The 21732-nt window shown below is 35.9% G+C and carries 25 protein-coding genes and 1 pseudogene; 20 read left to right on the top strand and 6 right to left on the bottom strand.

Translation table 11 applies throughout. The features are described 5' to 3' along the window. Positions 1-702: 702 nt before the first annotated feature. A complete protein-coding gene (locus Q9306_RS19410) occupies positions 703-897 on the bottom strand; it encodes a hypothetical protein (protein WP_306201430.1) in 195 nt (64 codons plus the stop codon). A gap of 352 nt (positions 898-1249) precedes the next feature. Between Q9306_RS19410 and Q9306_RS19405 the strand changes: the two genes are divergently transcribed. The 6 genes from Q9306_RS19405 (at position 1250) to Q9306_RS19380 (ending at position 6713) form a co-directional block, all read left to right on the top strand. Continuing rightward, on the top strand, positions 1250-2122 hold the full coding sequence (locus Q9306_RS19405; RefSeq protein WP_306201428.1) for a YitT family protein: 873 nt from the start codon (positions 1250-1252) through the stop codon (positions 2120-2122). Between the two features lie 602 nt (positions 2123-2724). Next, positions 2725-3984, top strand: coding sequence for a group II intron reverse transcriptase/maturase (gene ltrA, locus Q9306_RS19400; RefSeq protein ID WP_306201442.1), 1260 nt, complete (start codon positions 2725-2727; stop codon positions 3982-3984). A 238-nt stretch (positions 3985-4222) separates the two neighbouring features. Further along, positions 4223-4627, top strand: a complete 405-nt coding sequence (psiE, locus tag Q9306_RS19395) for a phosphate-starvation-inducible protein PsiE (protein WP_306201425.1) — start codon at positions 4223-4225, stop codon at positions 4625-4627. A gap of 159 nt (positions 4628-4786) precedes the next feature. After that, positions 4787-5755 (top strand): nuclease-related domain-containing protein, encoded by a 969-nt coding sequence (locus Q9306_RS19390; RefSeq protein WP_306201423.1) that lies wholly within the window; start codon positions 4787-4789, stop codon positions 5753-5755. Positions 5756-6104: 349 nt separating this feature from the next. Then, positions 6105-6263 (top strand): XapX domain-containing protein, encoded by a 159-nt coding sequence (locus Q9306_RS19385; RefSeq protein ID WP_020062852.1) that lies wholly within the window; start codon positions 6105-6107, stop codon positions 6261-6263. 114 nt (positions 6264-6377) lie between these two features. After that, positions 6378-6713 carry a zinc ribbon domain-containing protein YjdM gene (locus Q9306_RS19380; protein ID WP_306201420.1) on the top strand — a complete coding sequence of 112 codons (336 nt, stop codon included), beginning with the start codon at positions 6378-6380 and terminating at the stop codon, positions 6711-6713. 115 nt (positions 6714-6828) lie between these two features. On the opposite strand, the gene Q9306_RS19375 is transcribed toward Q9306_RS19380, so the two are convergent. Both Q9306_RS19375 and Q9306_RS19370 read right to left on the bottom strand, forming a co-directional pair. Then, a complete protein-coding gene (locus Q9306_RS19375; RefSeq protein ID WP_306201416.1) occupies positions 6829-6948 on the bottom strand; it encodes a DUF4027 family protein in 120 nt (39 codons plus the stop codon). 381 nt (positions 6949-7329) lie between these two features. After that, positions 7330-8148, bottom strand: coding sequence for a LysR family transcriptional regulator (locus Q9306_RS19370; RefSeq protein WP_306201414.1), 819 nt, complete (start codon positions 8146-8148; stop codon positions 7330-7332). A 122-nt stretch (positions 8149-8270) separates the two neighbouring features. On the opposite strand from Q9306_RS19370, the gene Q9306_RS19365 reads away from it, so the two are divergent. From Q9306_RS19365 to Q9306_RS19350, 5 genes and pseudogenes are all read left to right on the top strand, one after another. Further along, positions 8271-9011 carry an SDR family NAD(P)-dependent oxidoreductase gene (locus Q9306_RS19365; RefSeq protein ID WP_306201412.1) on the top strand — a complete coding sequence of 247 codons (741 nt, stop codon included), beginning with the start codon at positions 8271-8273 and terminating at the stop codon, positions 9009-9011. Positions 9012-9414: 403 nt separating this feature from the next. Beyond that, positions 9415-9654: pseudogene (locus tag Q9306_RS24695) on the top strand (DedA family protein); the annotation flags it as partial. Between the two features lie 69 nt (positions 9655-9723). After that, positions 9724-10425, top strand: coding sequence for a response regulator transcription factor (locus Q9306_RS19360; RefSeq protein ID WP_306201410.1), 702 nt, complete (start codon positions 9724-9726; stop codon positions 10423-10425). Beyond that, positions 10421-11923: a sensor histidine kinase gene (locus Q9306_RS19355; protein ID WP_306201439.1), complete on the top strand. Its 1503-nt coding sequence runs from the start codon at positions 10421-10423 to the stop codon at positions 11921-11923. The genes Q9306_RS19360 and Q9306_RS19355 overlap by 5 nt, the downstream gene beginning before the upstream one ends. A 5-nt stretch (positions 11924-11928) precedes the next feature. Then, positions 11929-12087: a hypothetical protein gene (locus Q9306_RS19350; protein ID WP_306201408.1), complete on the top strand. Its 159-nt coding sequence runs from the start codon at positions 11929-11931 to the stop codon at positions 12085-12087. Positions 12088-12177: 90 nt separating this feature from the next. Here the strand turns inward: Q9306_RS19350 and Q9306_RS19345 are convergent, their stop codons facing one another. After that, positions 12178-12423, bottom strand: a complete 246-nt coding sequence (locus Q9306_RS19345; protein WP_306201405.1) for a hypothetical protein — start codon at positions 12421-12423, stop codon at positions 12178-12180. A 494-nt stretch (positions 12424-12917) separates the two neighbouring features. Beyond that, positions 12918-13229, bottom strand: coding sequence for a heavy metal-binding domain-containing protein (locus Q9306_RS19340; protein WP_002107134.1), 312 nt, complete (start codon positions 13227-13229; stop codon positions 12918-12920). Positions 13230-13432: 203 nt separating this feature from the next. Between Q9306_RS19340 and Q9306_RS19335 the strand changes: the two genes are divergently transcribed. The 8 genes from Q9306_RS19335 (at position 13433) to Q9306_RS19300 (ending at position 20432) form a co-directional block, all read left to right on the top strand. Beyond that, positions 13433-13870 (top strand): Rrf2 family transcriptional regulator, encoded by a 438-nt coding sequence (locus Q9306_RS19335; RefSeq protein WP_306201402.1) that lies wholly within the window; start codon positions 13433-13435, stop codon positions 13868-13870. Between the two features lie 62 nt (positions 13871-13932). Next, positions 13933-14583: a DsbA family oxidoreductase gene (locus tag Q9306_RS19330; protein ID WP_306201399.1), complete on the top strand. Its 651-nt coding sequence runs from the start codon at positions 13933-13935 to the stop codon at positions 14581-14583. Positions 14584-14631: 48 nt separating this feature from the next. Then, entirely contained in the window at positions 14632-15234 is a 603-nt protein-coding gene (locus Q9306_RS19325) for a nitroreductase family protein (RefSeq protein WP_306201397.1), read from the top strand. A 435-nt stretch (positions 15235-15669) separates the two neighbouring features. Continuing rightward, positions 15670-16650, top strand: coding sequence for an endonuclease/exonuclease/phosphatase family protein (locus Q9306_RS19320; protein WP_371932408.1), 981 nt, complete (start codon positions 15670-15672; stop codon positions 16648-16650). Between the two features lie 46 nt (positions 16651-16696). Next, a complete protein-coding gene (locus Q9306_RS19315) occupies positions 16697-18199 on the top strand; it encodes a DUF4077 domain-containing protein (RefSeq protein ID WP_306201393.1) in 1503 nt (500 codons plus the stop codon). 122 nt (positions 18200-18321) lie between these two features. Further along, the gene (locus Q9306_RS19310; protein ID WP_306201391.1) at positions 18322-18873 is read left to right on the top strand and encodes a sigma-70 family RNA polymerase sigma factor; all 552 of its coding nucleotides are present in this window, start codon (positions 18322-18324) and stop codon (positions 18871-18873) included. Further along, the gene (locus tag Q9306_RS19305) at positions 18843-20237 is read left to right on the top strand and encodes a DUF4179 domain-containing protein (protein ID WP_306201389.1); all 1395 of its coding nucleotides are present in this window, start codon (positions 18843-18845) and stop codon (positions 20235-20237) included. The genes Q9306_RS19310 and Q9306_RS19305 overlap by 31 nt, the downstream gene beginning before the upstream one ends. 72 nt (positions 20238-20309) lie before the next feature. Continuing rightward, positions 20310-20432, top strand: coding sequence for a DUF4023 domain-containing protein (locus tag Q9306_RS19300; protein ID WP_035433200.1), 123 nt, complete (start codon positions 20310-20312; stop codon positions 20430-20432). Between the two features lie 41 nt (positions 20433-20473). Here the strand turns inward: Q9306_RS19300 and Q9306_RS19295 are convergent, their stop codons facing one another. Then, positions 20474-21031, bottom strand: a complete 558-nt coding sequence (locus Q9306_RS19295) for a DedA family protein (RefSeq protein WP_306201385.1) — start codon at positions 21029-21031, stop codon at positions 20474-20476. A 307-nt stretch (positions 21032-21338) separates the two neighbouring features. Here Q9306_RS19295 and Q9306_RS19290 point away from each other — a divergent pair, with 307 nt between their 5' ends. Beyond that, on the top strand, positions 21339-21614 hold the full coding sequence (locus tag Q9306_RS19290) for an ArsR/SmtB family transcription factor (RefSeq protein WP_306201383.1): 276 nt from the start codon (positions 21339-21341) through the stop codon (positions 21612-21614). Positions 21615-21732 lie beyond the last annotated feature (118 nt).

Here is a 21732-nt window from a genome sequence, read left to right as displayed (position 1 = left end):
CTCTCATTTATAGGTTCTGGACAAACCTGAGAGTACTTTGTCTTATTTTTTTTGTCCAGAAAAATGCTTACACATACTTTTATACATCATCGATATATCGGCGCAAATGTAGCATTTATCGGCGATTTTTACAATATATCGGCGCTTCGACACGGAATAAAGATTCTTCGACGATATTCAACACGCGAAAAGTCACCTCATCATCAAAATGTAGTACGTTTATAGCGAATCCATAATTTTTTCATGCCGATGTAAATGCTGTAGCCGATTATCTTTTTGGAGAAACGGAACTGTATCCCGAATCGTGGACACTTAAAAAATTATGTGGTTCAGGGTTATTGTGTATTTTTATAAGCAGCCCTAATTATAATGGAGATTGACTCAAATAAATATAACGTTAACTAGAATTAAATTTTCTCAACATCACTTCTGTTACCTGTATGATAAAATAGTGTAAACAGTTCCCCTTAAGCTGTTTTTTCAATAGCAATGTACGTGAGAACAAACTCTCTGATAGGAGGGTTTGTTTTTTTTAGCTTTTAGCAATGCTAGTGCATCAATATGCGTGTGAAGTATATAAGTTAATTAGATACTTACGGCAATGTTATAACTTAAGCGATAGCGATTTTTGGATGTATGTAAAAAGAAGCATAAGATTGCTGCTTTGGCAAACTTATGCTTCCTATATGAAAAATTGATTTATTAGTAGACTCTGTTTTTTTTCAGTAAGTAAAGCCCTGTAAGAGAAGCCCCAAATGTAAGTACAATCCCAACAGCAAGGATTCCCCAGGATACAATATTGTTAGGAATCGACGTAGCAATACCCGATAAGAGTGCTCCAAAAGTTCCTAAAGAGACTAAAAGCATCAGGTTATTCCAGCTTATTTTTTTTCTCATAGCTCATTCACCTTCCTTCCCTTAATTATACCATTTAGAAGGAATGATGAGTCGGACAATTTTGAATATGGTAATTTGTAAAAGTCCGTATTTTAATCAAAATTTTTTATACTGAGTATGTAGTAAGTTCATATTTCCACTTTTCATGAGAAATATGTTTGGAACTGTTTATAGGAATAACAGTAAAATATGATACCATTTTCAAATTTTAGGAGTGATTGTTAAGATTCTACTTAAAGAAGGAAGGCGTATCAAGAAGTATTTTGATGATAATATGTTAGAATAGTTATTAAGAACGATTCTCACAGGTGTAGTAATAAAAAGAGAAAATAATTTGAAACGGAGGAATTATATGAGCATAATCAAAAAACAGAAGCCGAATAAACTAAAAATCGTTTTACGAGTAGTAATGATTATTATTGGGGCATTTATAACAGCATATGGACTGGAATCGATATTAATCCCAAACAATGTATCAGATGGTGGTGTGACGGGATTAAGTATCGTTAGCTCAAAACTATTTGGATTACCATTAGGACTTTTAATTGCAGTCATTAACATCCCGTTTGTTTGGTTAGGGTATAAGCAAATTGGTAGAAATTTTGCTATTTATTCAATTATCGGTATTGCTTCATTAGCAATCGGTACGGTCCTTATGCACGGAGTACCAACTATTATTCACGGTGATACATTGTTAGTTACCGTTGTTGGGGGAATTATCATCGGTTTTGGTATGGGGCTAGCATTGCGTAATGGCGGCGCATTAGATGGAATTGATATGCTAGCCGTATTACTTTCTCGAAAGTTACCTTTTGGGACAAGTGACCTCATCTTATTTTTAAACATGTTTGTCTTTATTTTTGTCTCAACAGTATTTGGCCTTGAAGGAGCTATTCTTTCAGCAATTGCCTACTTTATTGCCTCTAAAGTCATTCATATCGTTGAAGTAGGTTTAAGTGGTTCTAAAACATTTAAAATTATCACAAAGGAACCTGAATTAATGGTAGAGACAATTCGAGATCGCTTAGGTCGAAGCGCGACGTATAATGAAGTTTACGGCGGTTATTCACGCGAGCAATTTAAAGAAATCACTTGTGTCATTAACCGTTTAGAAGAAAGTAAAATGAAAGAAATCATTCATGAAATTGATGGAAATGCCTTTGTTACGGTATATGATGTAGCAGAAGTAAAGGGCGGTAATTTCAAAAAACACGATATTCACTAATAGTTTCACAAAAATCACCTTTTAGTTTTTCTAAAGGTGATTTTTTGTTGTGTGCCCAGCATGCGTTTATTCTCTAGGGTTCAAGTCCCGAATCGTGAAGGCAGTAGTAGCGATTAGCTCAAGACAAGGGTGTCCGTGGCGACGCGGAATCTGAAGGAAGTCGGCGGCAAATCTCTGATCTGAGGAACACGAACTTCATATAAGGCTAAGTATCATTGGATGAGATTGCAACACAAATCAAAGTCCTTACTGCCAAAGGTGATGCAAAGTAAATGAAGCAGATAGATGGAGAGGAAGAATATACGCTTACCTGGGGAGGTCTGACTGACACGTCAAGTGAACTTGATAACCTTACTTGTGAAAGTAAGCTGAACAGTCAGAAGTCAGCAGAGGTCATAGTACCTATTTTCTCGCGAAAAGATGGGGAAGGACTGAACAATTAGGAAGAACGATACACTGGGCGTTCATTCTTTATGTAGAAGCAGACAATCCAATCGGACTTACTTGAAGGAGGAAATGGTGAATACATGTGGGACTTCAAGAGGGCTAAGTAAAGAATGGCACAAACAGAATGTAACGTTCACGAAGAGAGGAATATCAACATGTTGATGGAACAATTACTGTCACGGGAAAACTTAATAACGGCTCTGAAAAGAGTCGAAGCGAACAAAGGGGGGCATGGAATCGACAATATGCCCGTAACATTCCTACGAAGGCATGTGTATGAGAACTGGCAAACCATTCGCACACAAATTGAGGAGGGAACGTATATACCTTCTCCTGTCCGTCGTATCGAAATCCCGAAACCAAATGGAGGAGTAAGATTATTAGGTATCCCAACCGTGACAGACCGTTTTATCCAACAAGCAATTTCTCAAGTATTAACTCCTATATTTGACCCGTCTTTCTCAGTAAATAGCTTCGGATTTCGACCTAACAAAAGAGGACATGATGCCGTTAGGAAGGCTAGAGAATATATAAGGGAAGGATATAGATGGGTAATAGATTTGGATTTAGAGAAATTCTTCGATAAAGTAAACCACGATAAATTGATGGCGATTATCGTAAAAAGAGTACAAGATAAAAGAATTCTTCGGCTCATTCGAAGTTATCTACAATCGGGCGTTATGATAAACGGAGTAATAAGAGATACGAACGAAGGAACACCACAAGGTGGTCCATTAAGTCCGCTTCTATCAAACATCCTACTAGACGAACTAGATAAAGAACTAGAAAAGAGGAGACTTCGATTCGTAAGATATGCGGATGACTGTAATATTTATGTGAAGTCGAGAAAAGCGGGAATTCGTGTGAAAGAATCGATTACGAAGTTTATCGAAACGAAACTGAAACTAAAAGTAAATCAAGAGAAGTCAGCAATTGACCGACCGTGGAGACGGAAGTTTCTTGGATTTAGCTTCAGTTGGGGAAGAGAGGTAAAGATTCGAATCTCCAAAGAGAGTAAGAAACGAGTGAAAATGAAAATTCGAGAACTCACAGCGAGATCCAAATCCATGTCAACGGAACAAAGAATTGAGAAACTCAACCAATATCTAATCGGTTGGTGTGGATATTATGCGTTATGTGACACACCCACTGTTTTCAGAGAATTAGACATGTGGATTCGAAGAAGACTTCGTATGATTATATGGAAGCAATGGAAAACACCTAAGACAAGAGTGAAGAAATTACAATCATTAGGAGTTCCCAAAGCAAAAGCACACGAATGGGGAAACTCGCGGAAGAAATATTGGAGAGTCTCTAATAGTCCAATCCTAAAGAGAACCCTAGACAATTCCTTCTTGAATTGTCTAGGGCTTAAAAGCTTGAGTAACAGATATTCGCTCATTCGTCAGACTTAATTGAACCGCCGTATACGGAACCGTACGTACGGTGGTGTGAGAGGTCGGAGGTTAATCACCTCCTCCTACTCGATTGATATTTATATGTTCATTATTGGCTTGCTTTATGATCTGTAAAAACGCATCGTTAAAAAACAGTTTTACAATTGTGATTACGAAATAGTCATCGTTTGTATAGTAAGGTGGGTTTGTTATAATGTGTTAATATGATTTATTAATGAAGGAGGTGCTAGAAGAAATGCGATCATTTAATGTTGATGAGTTTATTTCCGGCGTCTTACAATGGATATTAAATATAGCCCTTATCATATTATCTCTAGTGCTATCTATCTTTTTAATTAATGAAACAATCACATTTATACAATACATATTTTCAGCAAAAAAATACACATCCTATGATTTAGTTGAAAGTATTATTGTTTACTTTTTATACTTTGAGTTTATTGCATTGATTATTAAATATTTTAAATCAAATTATCATTTTCCATTACGATATTTTATTTATATAGGAATTACAGCTTTAATTCGATTAATTATTGTTCCTCATGACGAGCCACTTGAAACATTATTATATGCAGGAGCTATTCTCATTTTAGTCATAGCTTTATATATATCTAATATGAGGGATTTGAAGAAAAATTAATTTTGGCCGCTTTTTCTCATGCGGAGTGGATGGCGCTTTTTGTCGAATGGTCTTTATTCTTTGTCGAAGCGCCGATATATTTCAAATTCCGCCGGTATATGAGGAAAAGCGGTCGATATATTTAAAAAAGCGCCGATATTTTATAAAGGGGTGGCTGGAATGATTGTGAAAGAGCGGAAAATGCCGATTTATCTTCGGCAGTTAGAAGCTTTATTTAGAAGAGTGCCAACTGATCATCCGAAAAGGGATGCGATTTCTGAAACATTGGCCAAACACAAGGCCGGTTATAAAGGTGAACAAGCTATTGATTATCCGCTAAGCTTTTTGCCAGATAAAAAGTACAGCATTTTACACGATATAAGATTGTTTGATCACGATCATTATTTTCAAATTGATACTCTCATCCTTTCCACGCGATTCATCCTCTTGTTAGAAATTAAAAATATAACAGGTACACTACTGTTTGACTCCGAATTTAATCAACTGATTCGCATATCAGAACAAAAGTCTGAAGGATTTCCAGACCCCATCTTGCAAATAACGAGACAAGAAAGACAACTTCAAAAATGGTTACACTTATATGGCTTTTCAACTCTCCCAATCGAATCCCTCGTTGTTATTAGTACGCCCCGCACAATTATTAAAACTTCTTCCCATGAGCAAGATTTTTCTCGAAAAGTAATTCATAGCGCAAATCTTCCACATAAAATTGATGATTTGGAACGTATGCATGTCGAGATTCTATCAGTGCAAGAGATACAAGATCTTACCTTTCAAATGATAACGAATCATTCTCCTTTACACCGAAATATTCTTGAGCAATATCAAATTGCGAAACATGAATTATTAAAAGGAGTGCAATGCCCGGAGTGTTCCTATCTTCCAATGGTTAAGACGATGAAAGGATGGTATTGTTCAAATTGTAATGATATTTCTAAGTCTGCGCACAAGGATGCTTTGCAAGAGTATGCGCTCCTTCTCGGAACAACTGTTACGAATAAAGAATTGAAAGAGTTTCTTCACATTACATCAAGTTCAGTAATAAAAAGGTTAATTGGGGCAATGAACTTGCCCTATAAAGGTGAATACAAGGGGAGAAAGTACGATTTAACAAGTCTAATTCAGTAATTGTTGTTTGAAATTTGATGTTTTTTGTCGAATGGTTTTTATCCCGCATTAACGGGCAGTAAAAGCTAGGGAAACACGTGGAAGAAAACTGCCCGTAAAAGCCCGATTGGTTCAACTAACCATCAGTGAGAAGAGCATCACTGATGGAAGTTTCACTTTATCCCTTGTCGAAGCGTCGATATATTTTAAATTCCGCCGATATATGAAGAAAAGTGGTCGATATATTCAAAAAGTCGCCGATATTTTAAAAATGAGTGGCGGGATGTATTGTGAGGAATTCAAAAAATACAGGTGGGGAATAGTAATAAAAAGATATATTCGTAAATCAAGCATCTAGGAGGAAGACAACATGCATGAAATCTTTATGTCAACTTTAGCGGGATTAATCGTAGGAGTAATCTTTACGCTATTAAAACTCCCAATTCCTGCACCTCCCGTTTTCTCAGCAATTATGGGAATCATAGGGGTATGGGCTGGAATGAAAATAGTGCAATTCTTTTGGAGTTAACAAAAGGAAGCGGGTTTAGGCTTCCTTTTTTTGTTATGCTCGGGTAGGGTTGTCAATAAAAGAAGACTATGGCAGTATATAGAGGTATAAATAGCGAGTGGAGGAAATAAATTTATGTCAAATTTACCAAATTGCCCAAAGTGTAATTCAGAATACACTTACGAAGATGGAGTTCTGTTTGTTTGCCCAGAATGTGCGCATGAGTGGACGTTAGAAGCTGCAAATAGTGAAGATGAGAAAGTAATTAAAGATGCGAACGGAAATGTGTTACAAGACGGCGATTCTGTAACAGTAATTAAAGACTTAAAAGTAAAAGGAACTTCATTAGTTGTAAAAATCGGTACGAAAGTAAAAAGTATTCGTTTAGTTGATGGCGATCATGATATTGATTGTAAAATCGATGGCTTTGGACCGATGAAATTAAAATCTGAATTTGTGAAAAAGGCATAAAGTATTGATAGAAACGAAAAAGGATTACCTTTTATCTTTATAAGAGGTAATCCTTTTTAATCTGTTTTCTTTTTTCTAACCATCGAGGTCTAACTCCTTTAAGCGATTTCTATCATTACATGAAAAATTGATGAGCGACTTTGATTAAACCAGCAAGACAAGATAATAATACAAAGCCGCCTAAGCAAGAAACAGTAACAATTTGGGTAAATAATAAATCTTGATTTTCCTTCATTAGAATCCGCTCCTTTGTCATATTTTCTAACTTTAGCTTACATGGAATGAAGAAGAGGAAACATCGAATTGTCTAACAAGATTCTTACAATATTGTAAGGATTCTTTTATATACATCTAAATTAAAAAACGACATAAACCCCCCTTTTCTTTTTTTAGGGGGCTAGGGAAACTGGCTATGCATAGAAGCGGTCAGGGCCTTTTTCTGCCCCTTGCGATGTTTAAAACACAAGGAGCAAGCCAGTAGCGGGCATGTTGTATTCTGCATAGCAGTGATTTATATGGCGGAAAAGTAAAATGGATTTATGTAGGATCCCTATGGTATACAATCGCCTTTAGCCTTGTTTATTTTATTATTTCCAAATCAAGAAAAGAGTAAACGTTATAATTCCTTCAAAAACAAATTGAACTTCTCCAAACTTTGCGACCTTTGTTTTCCGCGTTTCATAATAAAATCAATCTTCATTTTGTCACCTAGTTCTTTATGATGTATGTCTTTCACTTCTTTTATAACATCCGCTGGTAGAATTGTTATCCCAAGTCCGGTATGAACCGCCTGGAGAATAGATTCAAGGGAATCAAATTCCATTATGGCTGGTTGATTCCAATTCTGCTTCTCGGCGAAATCGAATAGTTTGTTTCTATATATACAACTTGGATCACTATTTACAAGTAGTGTTGGATGCTGTTGTTCACTTGGCGGGATGAGTACGATGTCTTCAAAATAACGGTAAACACTTTCGAACTGTGACTCATTATATGTACCACTGATAAAAATCCCATCAACTTCTCCGTAAGCAAGCATTTCTTGTAATTGTAGTTTATTTGCCGTTTTTACTTTTACATCAATGCCCTGATTAGATTGTAAAAAGGAAGCAAGTAGACGTGGAACTTTTACAGCGGAAATCGTTTGCGGTGCTCCGATAATTAAAGATTTTCTCCACTTTTTAGGGTTTAGTTTTGATTTTGCTTCGTCCATTAACATCATAATTTGGTTTGTATAATTCAATAAAATTTTTCCGTCTTCCGTTAATGTTACGCCTCTGTTATTCCGTACTAGTAATTTGACGCCAAGTTCTTCTTCTAAACTTTTTATACGCTGGCTTATATTTGGCTGCACATATCCGAGTTTTTCAGCCGCTCTAGAGATAGATTGTAATTCGGCAACGTGTTTAAAAATCCATAAGTCATGACTTTCCAAAATAGATCCCTCCACTGATATCATTTGAAATGATACCAACCTTATTATTCAGTATTATACCTTTCGCAAGAGCAAGGATACAATGAGTGATAACAAATACGATAAGAAGAGGAGAATAGGCAGTGGAGATAAAAGATAAAGTAGTCATGATAACAGGCGGCGGTACTGGGATTGGAAAGGCGACGGCCTTGAAACTAGCAGATGCAGGTGCGAAAGTTGTAATCAATTATAGCCGTTCGGAAAAAGAGGCAGTAGAAACAAGGGACGAAATTGAAAAGCGCGGAGGTACGGCGCTCGTTGTAAAAGCTGATGTTGCAGTAGAAGCAGAAGTGGAAGAGATGGTCCTGCAAACGGTGAAATCTTTTGGAACAGTAGATGCTTTAGTAAATAATGCGAGTATAACAGCACAAATACCGATGGATGATTTGCAGTCTGTAACAGATGAAGTGTGGGATTCTCTTTTCAACGTAAACGTGAAAGGGATGTTTCATTGTATAAAGGCCGTTGTTCCTTATATGAAGAAACAAGGATCGGGTGCGATTGTGAATATAGGCAGCGTTGCTGGAATAACGGGGCTAGGTTCATCTGTTCCGTATGCAGTAACAAAAGGGGCTATTCATACGATGACAAAATCGTTAGCCATTTCACTCGCACCTCAGATTAGAGTAAATAGTATCGCTCCTGGTGCGGTTCATACAAGGTGGTGGGCGAATCATGAGGAAAAGATGCAAGAGCTTGCTGGGAACATCCCGCTGAAAAGAATTTCAACCGCTGATGAAATGGCTGAGGCAATCCTATTTCAATTGACGCAAGAATCGATTACGGGACAAATATTTACGATTGATAATGGACAAACGCTTTGAAATTAAGAGAGAGTGGGCGCTAAGAGATAGTTTTTCTATACATATTTGTCGTATAATGATGGTTAATAATCTATGTAATTGAGTTATTGTCTCTATATATCCAATTTAATTTTCCGACACATAAGCCACTGTCATGCAGAATACAACATGACAGCTACTTGCTTTCTCCTTTTGTTTTAAACCTTGCATGTGGCAGAATAGGGACCTGACCGCTTCTATGTACGGCCAGATGCTCTCGTCCTCTCTAAAAAAGTCTCCAAAAGATATTATCTTTTGGGGATTTTTTTCATTTGGGAAGAATGGATCGGTAGCGTAAAGCGGTAGATAAAGAGAATTCTTATAGGGGAGGTTTCTTAAGAAAAACTTAAGAAACCTCCTCATTATTTGTTAAGAAATGCTATTTATACTGAGACATATCGTTCCTTACTTAGTTGGAATCAACAATATGTCATTTAAAACGTATGCTTTGTACTCGTATATGACAGGATTTATTTGGACGTTATGCTATTTTATGCTCGGGTATATGTTTGGAGGCAATATCAATCACATTGTAGAATTCACAACGAAGTATGGTTTCATTCTAGGGAGTGTTTTTGTCGTGATATTCGGCGTGCACTATATAGGTAGAGAAAGTAAGGAATAATTTAACAAAAAATTAAATTTATTTGTTAGAATATTCCTATAATAGATTTGTAATGTTGGGGGAGAGATTGTGAGTCGAGAAACAATACTTGTCGTAGATGATGAAAAAGAGATTCGTGATTTGATTGCAATTTATTTGAAGAATGAAGGATATGAAGTGCTTCAGGCCGGTGATGGTATAGAAGGGTTAGAAATATTACAAAAGCAGCAAGTGCATTTAGTAGTATTAGATATTATGATGCCGAAGCTAGACGGTATTCATATGTGTATGAAAGTAAGAGAAATAGCGGAGATGCCAATTATTATGTTGTCGGCAAAAACGCAAGATATGGACAAGATTTTAGGCTTAACAACCGGCGCAGATGATTATATTACGAAACCTTTTAATCCATTAGAATTGATTGCACGTATTAAATCACAGCTTCGCAGGTATATGAAAATGAGCGGTGGTTTTGTGCAAAATGAAGATGAAATTGAAATTGGCGATATGAAAATAAATGTTGCGACGCATGAAGTGATTGCCGGAAACGACGAAGTGAAATTGACACCGAGGGAATTTTCCATTTTAGAGTTACTGGCGAGAAATCGCGGGATGGTATTTAGTGCGGATCAAATTTATGAACGAGTATGGAAGGAACACTCTTTTCAATCTGATAATACAGTCATGGTACATATTCGAAAAATCCGTGAGAAGACGGAAGAAAATCCGAGGAAACCTCGTTATATAAAAACAGTGTGGGGAGTGGGATATAAGATTGAGAAAGATAATTAAAAACATATTTAGACCGATTGGTTGGATGATTCAAACTGTAAACAAAATATTATATAAAATCGTAAGAGGGGTACAACAGAGTATACGTGTACAACTTATAACGACCTTTGCTTTTTGTATTTTGCTTGGCGTGATAGGAGGTTGGGCATCGTCTCCACTTTTTCAAGGCGTCAATAAGCACGCTGTTATTGATTATTCGTCAGGTATGCGAGGAATCGATGCAACCGCAGAAAGACTTGTTGGGGTTATTACAAGAGAGGGTGCTTTAATTAACGTACAAGAAATTCTTGAATGGCCAGAGTATCAGAGAACATTGAAAGTTTTAATTGTAGATGAGGATGGAAAAGTTGTCTATAAGACAAAAGGGGCTCAGGAAGAACAGATTAATCTTCATAGTACCATTCGTAATATCATGAGCTTTAAAATAAATCGCTCTAGTTATGAAGATCAAGATGTCATACATGAAAGTAAGCGTAAGGAATTTACAACTTTTTATCCTGTTACAATTCAAGAAAAAAACATGTATTTAATTGCAAGTGGTATACCGCAAGGGGATATTATAGAAGTTCAGAATGATAGCCCATTCCCATTTTTGATTGGTTTTGTTGTCTTTTTAGCTTCTTTCTTCTATATAACAAAGCGAAAAATGAAGCAAATCGAAGCAATGGCAGAGGGTGTAAAAGAGATTGCAAAAGGGAATTTAGCATATCGGATTGAAAAAAAGGGTAAAGATGAAATGGCCTTATTAACAGAGAATATTAATCATATGGCAGAAGAACTTATGGTGAATATTGAAAAAGAGCGGAAAATTGAAAAGCAAAAAAATGAACTGATTACAAACGTCTCACATGACTTAAGAACACCGCTTACTTCGATTATGGGATATTTACGCTTATTACGTGATGCTAAATACGAAAATAAAGAACAATACGATGAATATGTAAGAATTGCCTTTTCAAAGTCAGAGCAGTTAAAGAATTTAATAGAAGATTTATTTGAATACACGAAGCTAACAAATGAAAAGATTACATTGGAAAAACAAGAAGTATGCGTAAACGAACTTCTTGATCAATTAATTGAAGAACTTGTACCGCAAGCAGAGGAACATGGTCTTTCCTTTGTGAAAGAATTTCCTGAAGATCGTTTATATGCTTCCCTGGACTCAGAAAAAATGGTCCGTGTGTTTGATAATTTATTAATGAATGCCATTAAGTATAGTAAAGATGAGGGCGAAATTATCGTTACACTTCAAAGAGAGCGACGTAGCATTCGCATATGTATTGCGAACCAAAGCGAAGAGTTTACGAAAGCAGAGTTAGAGAATCTATTTGAACGTTTTTATAAAAAAGACCAATCAAGAAGCAGGGTGTCAGAAGGCTCAGGGCTTGGACTTGCGATTGCCAAAAGTATTGTGGAACTAGAAGGCGGAGAAATTCGAGCGGAATATGAGAACGGGGTAGTTCGGTTTATAATTGTATTGCCGGTTGTGGCGGAGTGATGCTGATGAAAAAGGATAGCAAAGATGATGTGTCTTGGCGGATATTGAAGTTATGGATATCAATTCCGAGAAGGATTCGTTTAGCGTTTTTATGGTTTGTTATTTTAGGATTTTCCTACTTAGGCTGGATAAAAATCATACGTAGATTATTTGAATTGGAGTAAAAGGTGACAATGGGGTGATTCAATTTTCTTAAGGGTCACCCAAAAGAATTTAGCCAACACGTTTTAGAAAAAGCTTAGAAGATCTGATCTTTAATCTTTAATAAGTTTATATATTAGTAATAGTGCGAGGATTGTTGCTGGAAGACTGATAGGATCAGGAAGAAATTTCAATACCCAAACAGAAGTTGTAATTGTAGATACTAGAAGAAAGGGCATCCATTCTTCATGGTCAAATTTCTTTTTGTTAGATAGAACAATTATATATCCTACTAAGGGGATAATGATGCAGATTGTATATAAAAACTTATCTCGTAAATACCACGGCCTTTGTTTCATAGGTTTTCTCCTGTACAAATTAGGTTGTATTGTAATAATTATACAAAAGTTGATTTTATCTAGCAATATATGGATTTTGTGAAGTGTTTGAAAAACTATGTAATGGTATTATATATATGAATCCATTTTAATTTTTCGACATATAGATTGCGGCTATACAGAAGAGCCTGCACTTGCTTTCTCTTTTTGTTTTACTTTGTATGTGGCAGGAAAGGGCACTGACCGTTTCTATGCGCGGCCAGATGCTCTCGCCCACCGAAAAAGAATGGTTTTATGTTGGTTTTTTAATTTGGATTTATATAGTTAATACTATTTAAAGTAAGGGGAAATGATAATGGGAATTTTCACAGCGATTGTAGTAACTAGTTCGATTTTATTTTTAGCTTGGGCTGTAGGGAACCGAGAAAAGGGGCATCAGCAATAAGATTAGGTCATTTAGTATTTCACTAAAAAAAAGCACCTCAATCCAATTGAGGTGCTTCGTTTTTATCTATTTACACACGTACAGCTGTACCGCTTACCGCAACCATTAACATTCCGTCGCGAACCACTTCGTAGTCTACATCGATACCAACGATTGCATTGGCACCTTTTTGCGTAGCAAGTTGTTTCATTTCTTCCATTGCAATGTCACGTGCTTCTTTTAATTTACTCTCATATGCACCGGCACGGCCACCTACAACGTCACGAACAGAAGCGAAGATGTCGCGTACGATATTTGCACCCATAATTGCTTCACCGTTTACGATGTCTACATACTCAATAATTTCTTTTCCTTGAATAGTATTAGTTGTTGTTACGATCATTATTAACACGCTCCTATAATCTTTAAAAGTTTATTGTTATTTCTTATGCACTTATTATTACATGGAAACAGTGCGGAAACTATTTAATAACCTTACATAAAGATGACAGTTTCGTAAGCTTCTTAAATAAAAATCTTTTTTACAGCACGCTTGACTTTCAATTTAGCTGTAACTATAATGATTACAACAAGGAGGTAATAAATATGAAAATTAGTAGTCGTTTTACAATTGCTGTGCATATTTTATCTCTCCTAAAAACTAATCCACCTTCTATTTTTACTTCAGAGTATATGGGGGAAAGTGTAAACACAAACCCAGTGATTATTCGTAAGGTACTATCTTATTTAAAAAAGGCAGGTTTTGTTGAGGTACGCCGCGGCGCAGGAGGAGCTTACCTCGCGAAAGAGTTGTGTGAGATTACCTTGTTAGAGGTGTACCGAGCCGTAGATGTTGTAGAAGAGGAAAAGTTATTTCATTTTCATGAAAAGCCGAACCCCGATTGTCCGATAGGAGCAAATATACAAGCCGTTTTAGAGGTAATTTTAGTTCAGGCACAAGAAGCGCTTGAGCTCGTATTGGAAAGCATAACAATGGAGAAATTAGTTACATCATTAGTAAATCAAATACATTCTGCAAAGTAATTTTTTTAACTTTGTTGTAACCGTAATAATTACAACGAAAAGAAAAGTGAGGGAACATAAACATGACTGTAAAAATTAAAGCTTATTCTGATTTTATATGTCCATTTTGTTTTTTAGGAAAAGCTCCTTTGGATGAGATTGTAAAGGGAAAAGATGTAGAAGTAGAATGGATGCCATTTGAATTACGTCCAAGTCCGTATCCAAAAATTGATCCATGGAACGAGCCTGACAAGCTTGGTTCATGGGATTCATTTATTGTTCCTACTGCAAAAAAATTAGGAGTGGAAATGCGATTACCTCGTGTTTCTCCGCATCCATATACAAACCTTGCCTTTGAGGGATACCACTTTGCGAAGGAACATGGAAAAGGAAATGCGTTTCACGATAGAGTGTTTGCTGCCTTTTTCCAAGAAGAACAAAACATTGAAGATATTGAAGTATTAACAAAATTGGCAGGGGAAGTTGGGCTCCCTAAAGAAGCATTTAAAGAAGCGTTAGTATCAAGAAAGTATAAAGATGTACAAGAAGAAGCATTGCGACATGCTTATGAAGAAGCACAAATTATGGCTGTTCCAACATTTGTTATTGGCGATGAAGTGATTCAAGGACTAGCGAGCAAAGAAAGATTAGCAAAAGCAATCGATCAAGAGCTAACAAAAAGTAAAGAAAATGAGTTAGATGGAATGCAATGTAATGTAGATGGATATTGTTAATAAGAGATTGGATGATAATCAGCATATAAAGTATTGGAGGAATGAAACATGTCAGTTACTACAACAAATTTAAAAGATGCTATTATGAACCGCCGTTCTATTCGTAAAGTGAAAAAGAACGAAAACATTACGAAAGAAAGAATTAGTGAGGTTTTAAAAACCGCTTTATACGCACCATCAGCTTTTAATATGCAAAGTGGCCGCCTCGTTGTATTAATGGATGCAGAGCATGAAAAGTTTTGGGATATCGTAAAAGAAACGCTTCGCGCCCTTGTTCCAGCAGAAAATTTTGAGGCAACTGCCGCAAGATTGCAAGGATTCCGTGATGGAGTAGGGACAGTGTTATTCTTTGAAAATCAAGAAACGGTGAAGACAATGCAAGAAAATGCACCATTATATAAAGAGCAATTCCCATTCTGGTCTCATCAAGGAAGTGCAATGCTACAATATGCAACGTGGATGGCTTTATCAGCAGAAGGAATTGGAGTGTCCTTGCAACACTACAATCCAATTGTTGATGAAGAAGTAAAACAAACTTGGAGCATTCCAGCAGAGTGGAGCCTAGTAGCACAAATGCCATTCGGTGAGCCGGATGAGCAGCCAGGTGAAAGAACGTTTTTACCTTATGAAGATGTAGTGAAATTTTATTAAAAAAGCGAATGATTTCCTGAATAGAGAACACACAGTCATTATGGCGAATGGCTTCAACTTAAAAACCGAAGCATGGCCATATTTAAAGAAAAAACGTCTCAAAAATTAGAGGCGTTTTTTATATTTATATAATGAATAAAAAACATTGATTGTATTTATAATTTGTAAATCATAATATAGTAATATAAAATGATTAATGTGGTAAAATAATTTTGTTTCCTTATGGAATAAGTAATGTTTATTAATTAAAAACCAAAACTAAATATTCTGAATTATTTTTATTTATTGAAGGGAGAGGGAGTTTTACGGTATATTTTTTGAGAAACATTTATTTTGATATAAAAAGGGGTTGTTTATTTGAAGAAAATATTTAAAGTGTTTTTATTACTAGTAGCATTAGTGGGCGTTAGTGTAGCTATATTTTTAGCTTATATTATGATTACGGATGAGAAACCTGTTAGCGTTCTTAAATTAAATGTAGAAAATAAAAGTGAAAAGGTCTTAAAACAGGGAGACACATTTACAGCGACGACTTTTAATATAGGCTATGCTGGTTTGGATAAAGATCAAGATTTTTTTATGGATGGGGGAGAAGGCTCTCGTTCTAGTAGTAAAGAACAAACAGAGAAGAATCTTAACAACATGGTATCTTTTTTACAAAAAGAAAGTTCGGATTTCATCTTATTGCAAGAGGTGGATACAAAATCTTCAAGATCATTTGATGTGAATGAATATGACGTATTTAAGAATGGTTTGAAAAACTATGAATCTTCTTTCGGATATAATTATCATGCACAGTGGGTACCCGTTCCGATTACAAATCCGATGGGATATGCGAATTCAGGAATGAGTTCGTTTTCTAAGTATAAGATTGATACAGCAACAAGATTTCAATTGCCAGGGAAAGAGCCTTGGCCAAAACAATTATTTGATTTAGACCGAGCGATCGTTGAGCATAAAATCCCTGTGAGTAATGGGAAATATTTAAGGCTCGTCAATCTTCATTTATCTGCTTATGATAAAGGCGGAAAAATAAGAAGGCAGCAAGTTGATTATTTGAAAAAGTATATGAACGAACACTATAAAAACGGTGACTATGTGATACTCGGCGGTGATTGGAATCAACTAGTTTCTGATGTACAGCTAAAAGATCCGAAGTTTCAAAAAGTATGGCCTGAATGGTTAGTAGAGTTGCCAAAAGATTTCACGGACGGCGGGTTCCAATGGGCAGTAGACCCTACTGTTTGGACCGTTCGCGATGATGTGAAGAAATATGTAGAAGGTGAGAATTTCGTTACGATTATTGATGGATTTTTAGTTTCGCCAAATGTAGAAATTGTAAATGTACATGGAAATGATCTGAAGTTTGAAAATAGCGATCATAATCCAGTAAGTGCAGTATTCAAATTAAAATAAGCTTTATTTTGCGGATAACTTTTATTTAGAAAGGAAAGTTTCGTGTATGGAGTGGTTAAAGAGAAAATGCTTTTCTAATCTTGAACAAGAATCACAAAAAAATCATTTATTACTGTTCATTAGTATGTTCAGTTTTTTCTTGGGAATTGCTGCAATTAGTTATTACGGATATATCTTCACGGCTAGAGCGATCCCGTTTTGGACATGCGGTGCCTCTCTGTTTATAGTAGGGATTCTCCTTAATCTCGTTCCGGAAATGGTATCCGTGTATAAATATATTATGACCTTTATGTTATTAGTGATGTCGTATATTATGGTTCAAACGTTTAATGAAAGTCCAGCTATTTTTCAAATGGTCTATTTTACATTAGCGGTTTCCTTAATTTATTTAAGTGAGCGTCTTATTTTAATGCTTGGAGGAGTCGCTGTTATTACGACATTTATTCTTTGTAACTACTGGCCAAAGCAGTTTTTTGCTTATACTGCCGCTTCGGAAGCAGCTAATTTCGCAAGTTTACTGGCGATTGTGACGCTGGCGATGTGGGGTGTCACGAAAATCGGAAAAAGTCTTCTTGTACGTCTAAATAAAGAAAAGCAAGAAGTAATAAGAAAAGCTGAGGAATTAGAGAATACGCAAAGGCTGATCGAAGAAACCGTTCTAAATTTAGATCAAAATTTCAATAGCTTGAAAAATAATGTGAATACTTCAATGAAATCGATGGGAGAAATTAATGTTGCCTTCCAAGAAGTAGCCACGGGGGCGCACTCTCAATCAGAGATGATGTCACACTCTGTAGAAGTACTGAATGATATGGAGACAAATATTGAACACATTATTTCACAGGTAAGAGAAGTATCGACAAACGTTGATGAAAGTTTAGAAGTTTCAAAGATAAGTGTAGGTACCTTGCAAAACTTTGAAAGGCATATGCGGAGCTTAAGTGAAATTCTTACACAGTCAGGGCTTATATTTAGAGAATTAACAGAGCAATCGAAAAAGATTACGGAGATTGTGGACGTAATCACAGGAATCTCAGATCAAACGAGTTTGTTAGCGCTAAATGCCAATATTGAAGCAGCAAGAGCAGGTGAGCATGGAAAAGGTTTTGCGATTGTAGCGAATGAGGTATTAAAACTTGCGGAAGGGTCAAATCGTTCGGCTGGAAGTATTCAAGGCATTTTAAGAGATTTTAGCAATCAAGCAAATAGGATAGAAGAGCAAGTCGGAAAAGGGACAAAAGTGCAAGAAGAGTGTAATAAAATGTTGTCGGACGTTCTAGCAAATGTAAGCAACCTTGGTGCATTTATCAATTCTATTAATCAGTTAATGACAGAAATCGTTCATCATCAAGAAAGCTTCCAGGTGAAAACGACGAATATCGTTCAAGATGTTACGTATGCGTCTACTGTCATTCAACAAACATCCGCTGCGACAGAGGATGTACTCGCAAGTGTGGAAGAAGAAAGAAGACGTAATGAAACGTCCGTTGAAGCGTTACATACCGTAGCAGAGCAAATGAAACAGTTAGAAGCAATTTTAGAGAAATAGACGAACTGATTTGTCTTTAAAAACGTCTCAATTTTTATTGGGACGTTTTTTTATGCAAGAAATATAAATTTTTGAAACCAAAACATTCCATATCCTATCTAATAAGTGGAAGGAGGGATAAGATGGATGAAATAAAATTAGTGAAAAAAGCAAAAAAGGGTGATGATGCAGCGTTTGAACAGCTCATTAGCCTTCATCAGGACCAGTTATATCGCACAGCTTACATGTATGTGCAAAATAAAGAAGATGCCTTAGATATCGTACAAGAAACAGTTTATAAAGCGTACGTATCTTTAGAGCAATTACAAAAACCAAACTTTTTCCTGACGTGGTTGACGCGTATTCTAATACATAATGCTTACCAAGTATTAAATGAGAAGAAGAAGGTGCAACAATTAGAGGATCGCAGGGAATACAAGGATGTACGAAACATAGCAAACGGAATTGAGCAAAATATTGACTTGCAAGTAGCAATCGGAAAACTCGATGAAAATTATCAAACGGTTATTATTTTACATTATTATTACGATCTTCCGATAAACCAAATTGCGTGGCATATGAATGTACCTGAAGGAACTGTCAAAACGTATTTGCATCGAGCGAGAAAATCGTTAAAGAAATTATTAGGAGGGAGTGATGAAAATTGGATAAACAGTGGGTTAATGATGAAATAAACAAAATCGAAGTTCCGCGGGAAGAATTACATATTGCCATAACAAAAGGTATGAATAGAGCAAAGCAAGAAAAACCGGTAAAAAGAAAATATAATCGAAGAAAGATTGCATGGTTAGCTGCTGCATCAGTATGTATAGGAGTGCTAGGTTCAGGATTTGTTTTCCCGCAAATGAATCGTGTACTAGCGGAAGTTCCGTTTATAGGGAAAGTGTATGATTATTTTCATGATACGATGGGACGAAATTTGTTTGCGAGTAAACTTGTAACAGAATTGAACCAACAAGCGGTAAGCAATGGAGTTAGTGTAACGATGAAAAGTGTGTATTACGATGGGGGCCGAATTGGGATAACATTTACGGTTGATAATCCGGATAAAGTAGGGGAAAGCGCTGTATCTCATAATCGTTTTGATTATACATATAAGCTTGTTGATGGAAGTCCAAAGTGGATGAAAGCTGCTTCGGGTGATGGGAGAGTGACGAAGAATGGTTGGTTTGGTAATATCGGCATCGACTATCCAGAAAAAGAATTACCACCAAACACAACATTACCAATTACCATTACATCCATCGGTGAAACGAGAGGATTCTGGAAGTTTGATATTCCAGTGAAGCAACTAGAGAATAAAAAGATTAACCCACAGCAGTCCGTTAGTAGTGAGGATCAGCAACATACATTCAACTTTGAAAATATTACAATCGGTAAAGGAGTAACAACGATTGACTACAAAGCAATTTATCCGCTTGTAGGGGAGAATGACTTAGCACGAATCCACAAAATAACAGATGATAAAGGGAACGAAATTGATATGTCTACTTCAGGGATTGAATTTGGCAGAGAAAAAGTAGGCGATCATGTAGAGTCTGAAGAACGTTCTATTTTCGAGAAAATTCCTGATAGTGCGGAATTTATTACGATATATCCTGTTGTCCGATTATCTGAAAAACCAGCAATTGTGAAGCTAGATGAAAAAACACCATTTGAAATTAAGAGCACGCGCAGTGATTTCAAAATAATTGTGAATAAAATTCAGCATAAGAATCAGCGACTAGTTGTGAATTACACACTTCAAAATGTCGATACGAAACATATATCTATGGATGAATTAATCAATTTTGGTGAGGCAATGAATATAACCGATTCTTCATACATGGATCAAGATATTGTGCCGCGTGGACATAAAGTAAAAGGTAGTACCGTGAAAGCACTAGATAAGGAAAAGCTTCAATTTGAAGAAACGTTCCAATTAGATGGGAAGTATGGCGCGGAGAATTTCAGTGTAAAGGATTACGTATTAGAGATGCTGATGTCACCGTATCATGCAGAGAAACCATTACCGCCTGTTCAAATTAAAGTAAAATAAAGCAACACTTCATGTTTTTACTTGCAATTGGTTATAGTAACAAAAGAACGATAACCAAGGAGGGCTATAATCATGGATAACAGTAGTAATTTTGTAGAGAAACTGCACGATACACAGGAGAAAGCAGAACGTAATAAAAAGCGTCAAGGTAATGGAAATCCGGGCAAAAAGAAGCCAAATAAAACGCATAAATAAAGAAGAAACCCACCTTTTTGGGAAGGTGGGTTTTGTTGATTTCATTGCGTTGCATTTGTTCTTTTTCTACGAATGTATAGAAAAGCCAAAGCGGCAAGAACGGCAAAAACGATGAATACAATTAATAAAATAAGCCCATAACGGTGAACATAATGGGCGATTAGATGCCAATCTTTCCCGAATAGTAATCCTAATTGAATAAAAGTAAAGCTCCATATGAATGCTCCTAGATAAGCATAAAGGCAAAATGTCCGAATACGCAGATTGGAAATGCCGGTTAAATAAGCAGTAACATGCCGCACCCCTGGAATAAAGTAGCCAAAAATCAGTAAAGGAGGACCAATTTTTTGAAAGAGAGTTTGTGTCCGAGCAATTTTGCTTTCTGTAATGTGCATTTTAGGGCCAAATTTCTTTAAGAAGGGAAGCCCAAGTCTTTTTCCTAATACGTAACTCAGTGAAATACCAACTGCCGAGCCAAACCATGCGCTTAATAAGGCGATAAAGAAGTGCATTTTCCCTTGAAATATATAATACCCTACAAAAGTTAATAACGTTTCATCTGGTATTGGTAATCCGATAATTCCCCCAACTAATGCCATGATTAGTCCGAAATATCCATAATGCGAAATGACATAATTTAAGTGCTGTTCTATTTGTGATCACCGTCCATTTCATCTGCAATAAGAATTGTTGTATATGCCTTTTAGTTTCACCTAATTACGCATAATCATTACTATATTTCTTATTATAGCGAATCTCGTTTCAGAGCTAAAAATAAACGTTGCTAATTTTATTTCTAAAATTTTTTTAAAAATTTTTCAAACGACGGACATAAAACGATGAGGCTCTTCGAATAATATAATGAATCATTTTAATCACTATATATATATAAAGGGGAAATAAAATATGACTAAAACAATAGAAAACTATGAAGATATTGCAGAGGTATTAAAAGTATTGGCACATCCAGTGCGTTTAAATTTAGTTGAAACATTAATTACAAAAGGACCTACGAATGTAACAACGATGTATGAAAAATTAGAAATGCCTCAAAGTACAGTTAGTCAGCACTTGGCGAAATTAAAAGCTGCGAAAGTTGTTTCGGGCACTCGAAAAGGGTTAGAAATTTATTATGAAGTAGTGGACAATCGCGCGCGAGAGATTGTAGCTAATATTATTTAAATGAAAATGATGGGGTTTTTATATTTTTTAACAGTCTAATATTTTATTGTAGACTCTAAAATATAATATTAGACTGTTAAACGATTTATAGAGAGAAGAATCACAAGTCGTATTTTGT

Origin of the sequence: Bacillus multifaciens (genome assembly GCF_030756675.1) — a bacterium.
GTDB classification, from domain to species: Bacteria; Bacillota; Bacilli; order Bacillales; family Bacillaceae_G; genus Bacillus_A; species Bacillus_A multifaciens.
Note: the sequence above shows the minus strand (reverse complement) of the source record. Positions and strands in the feature narration are given on the sequence as shown.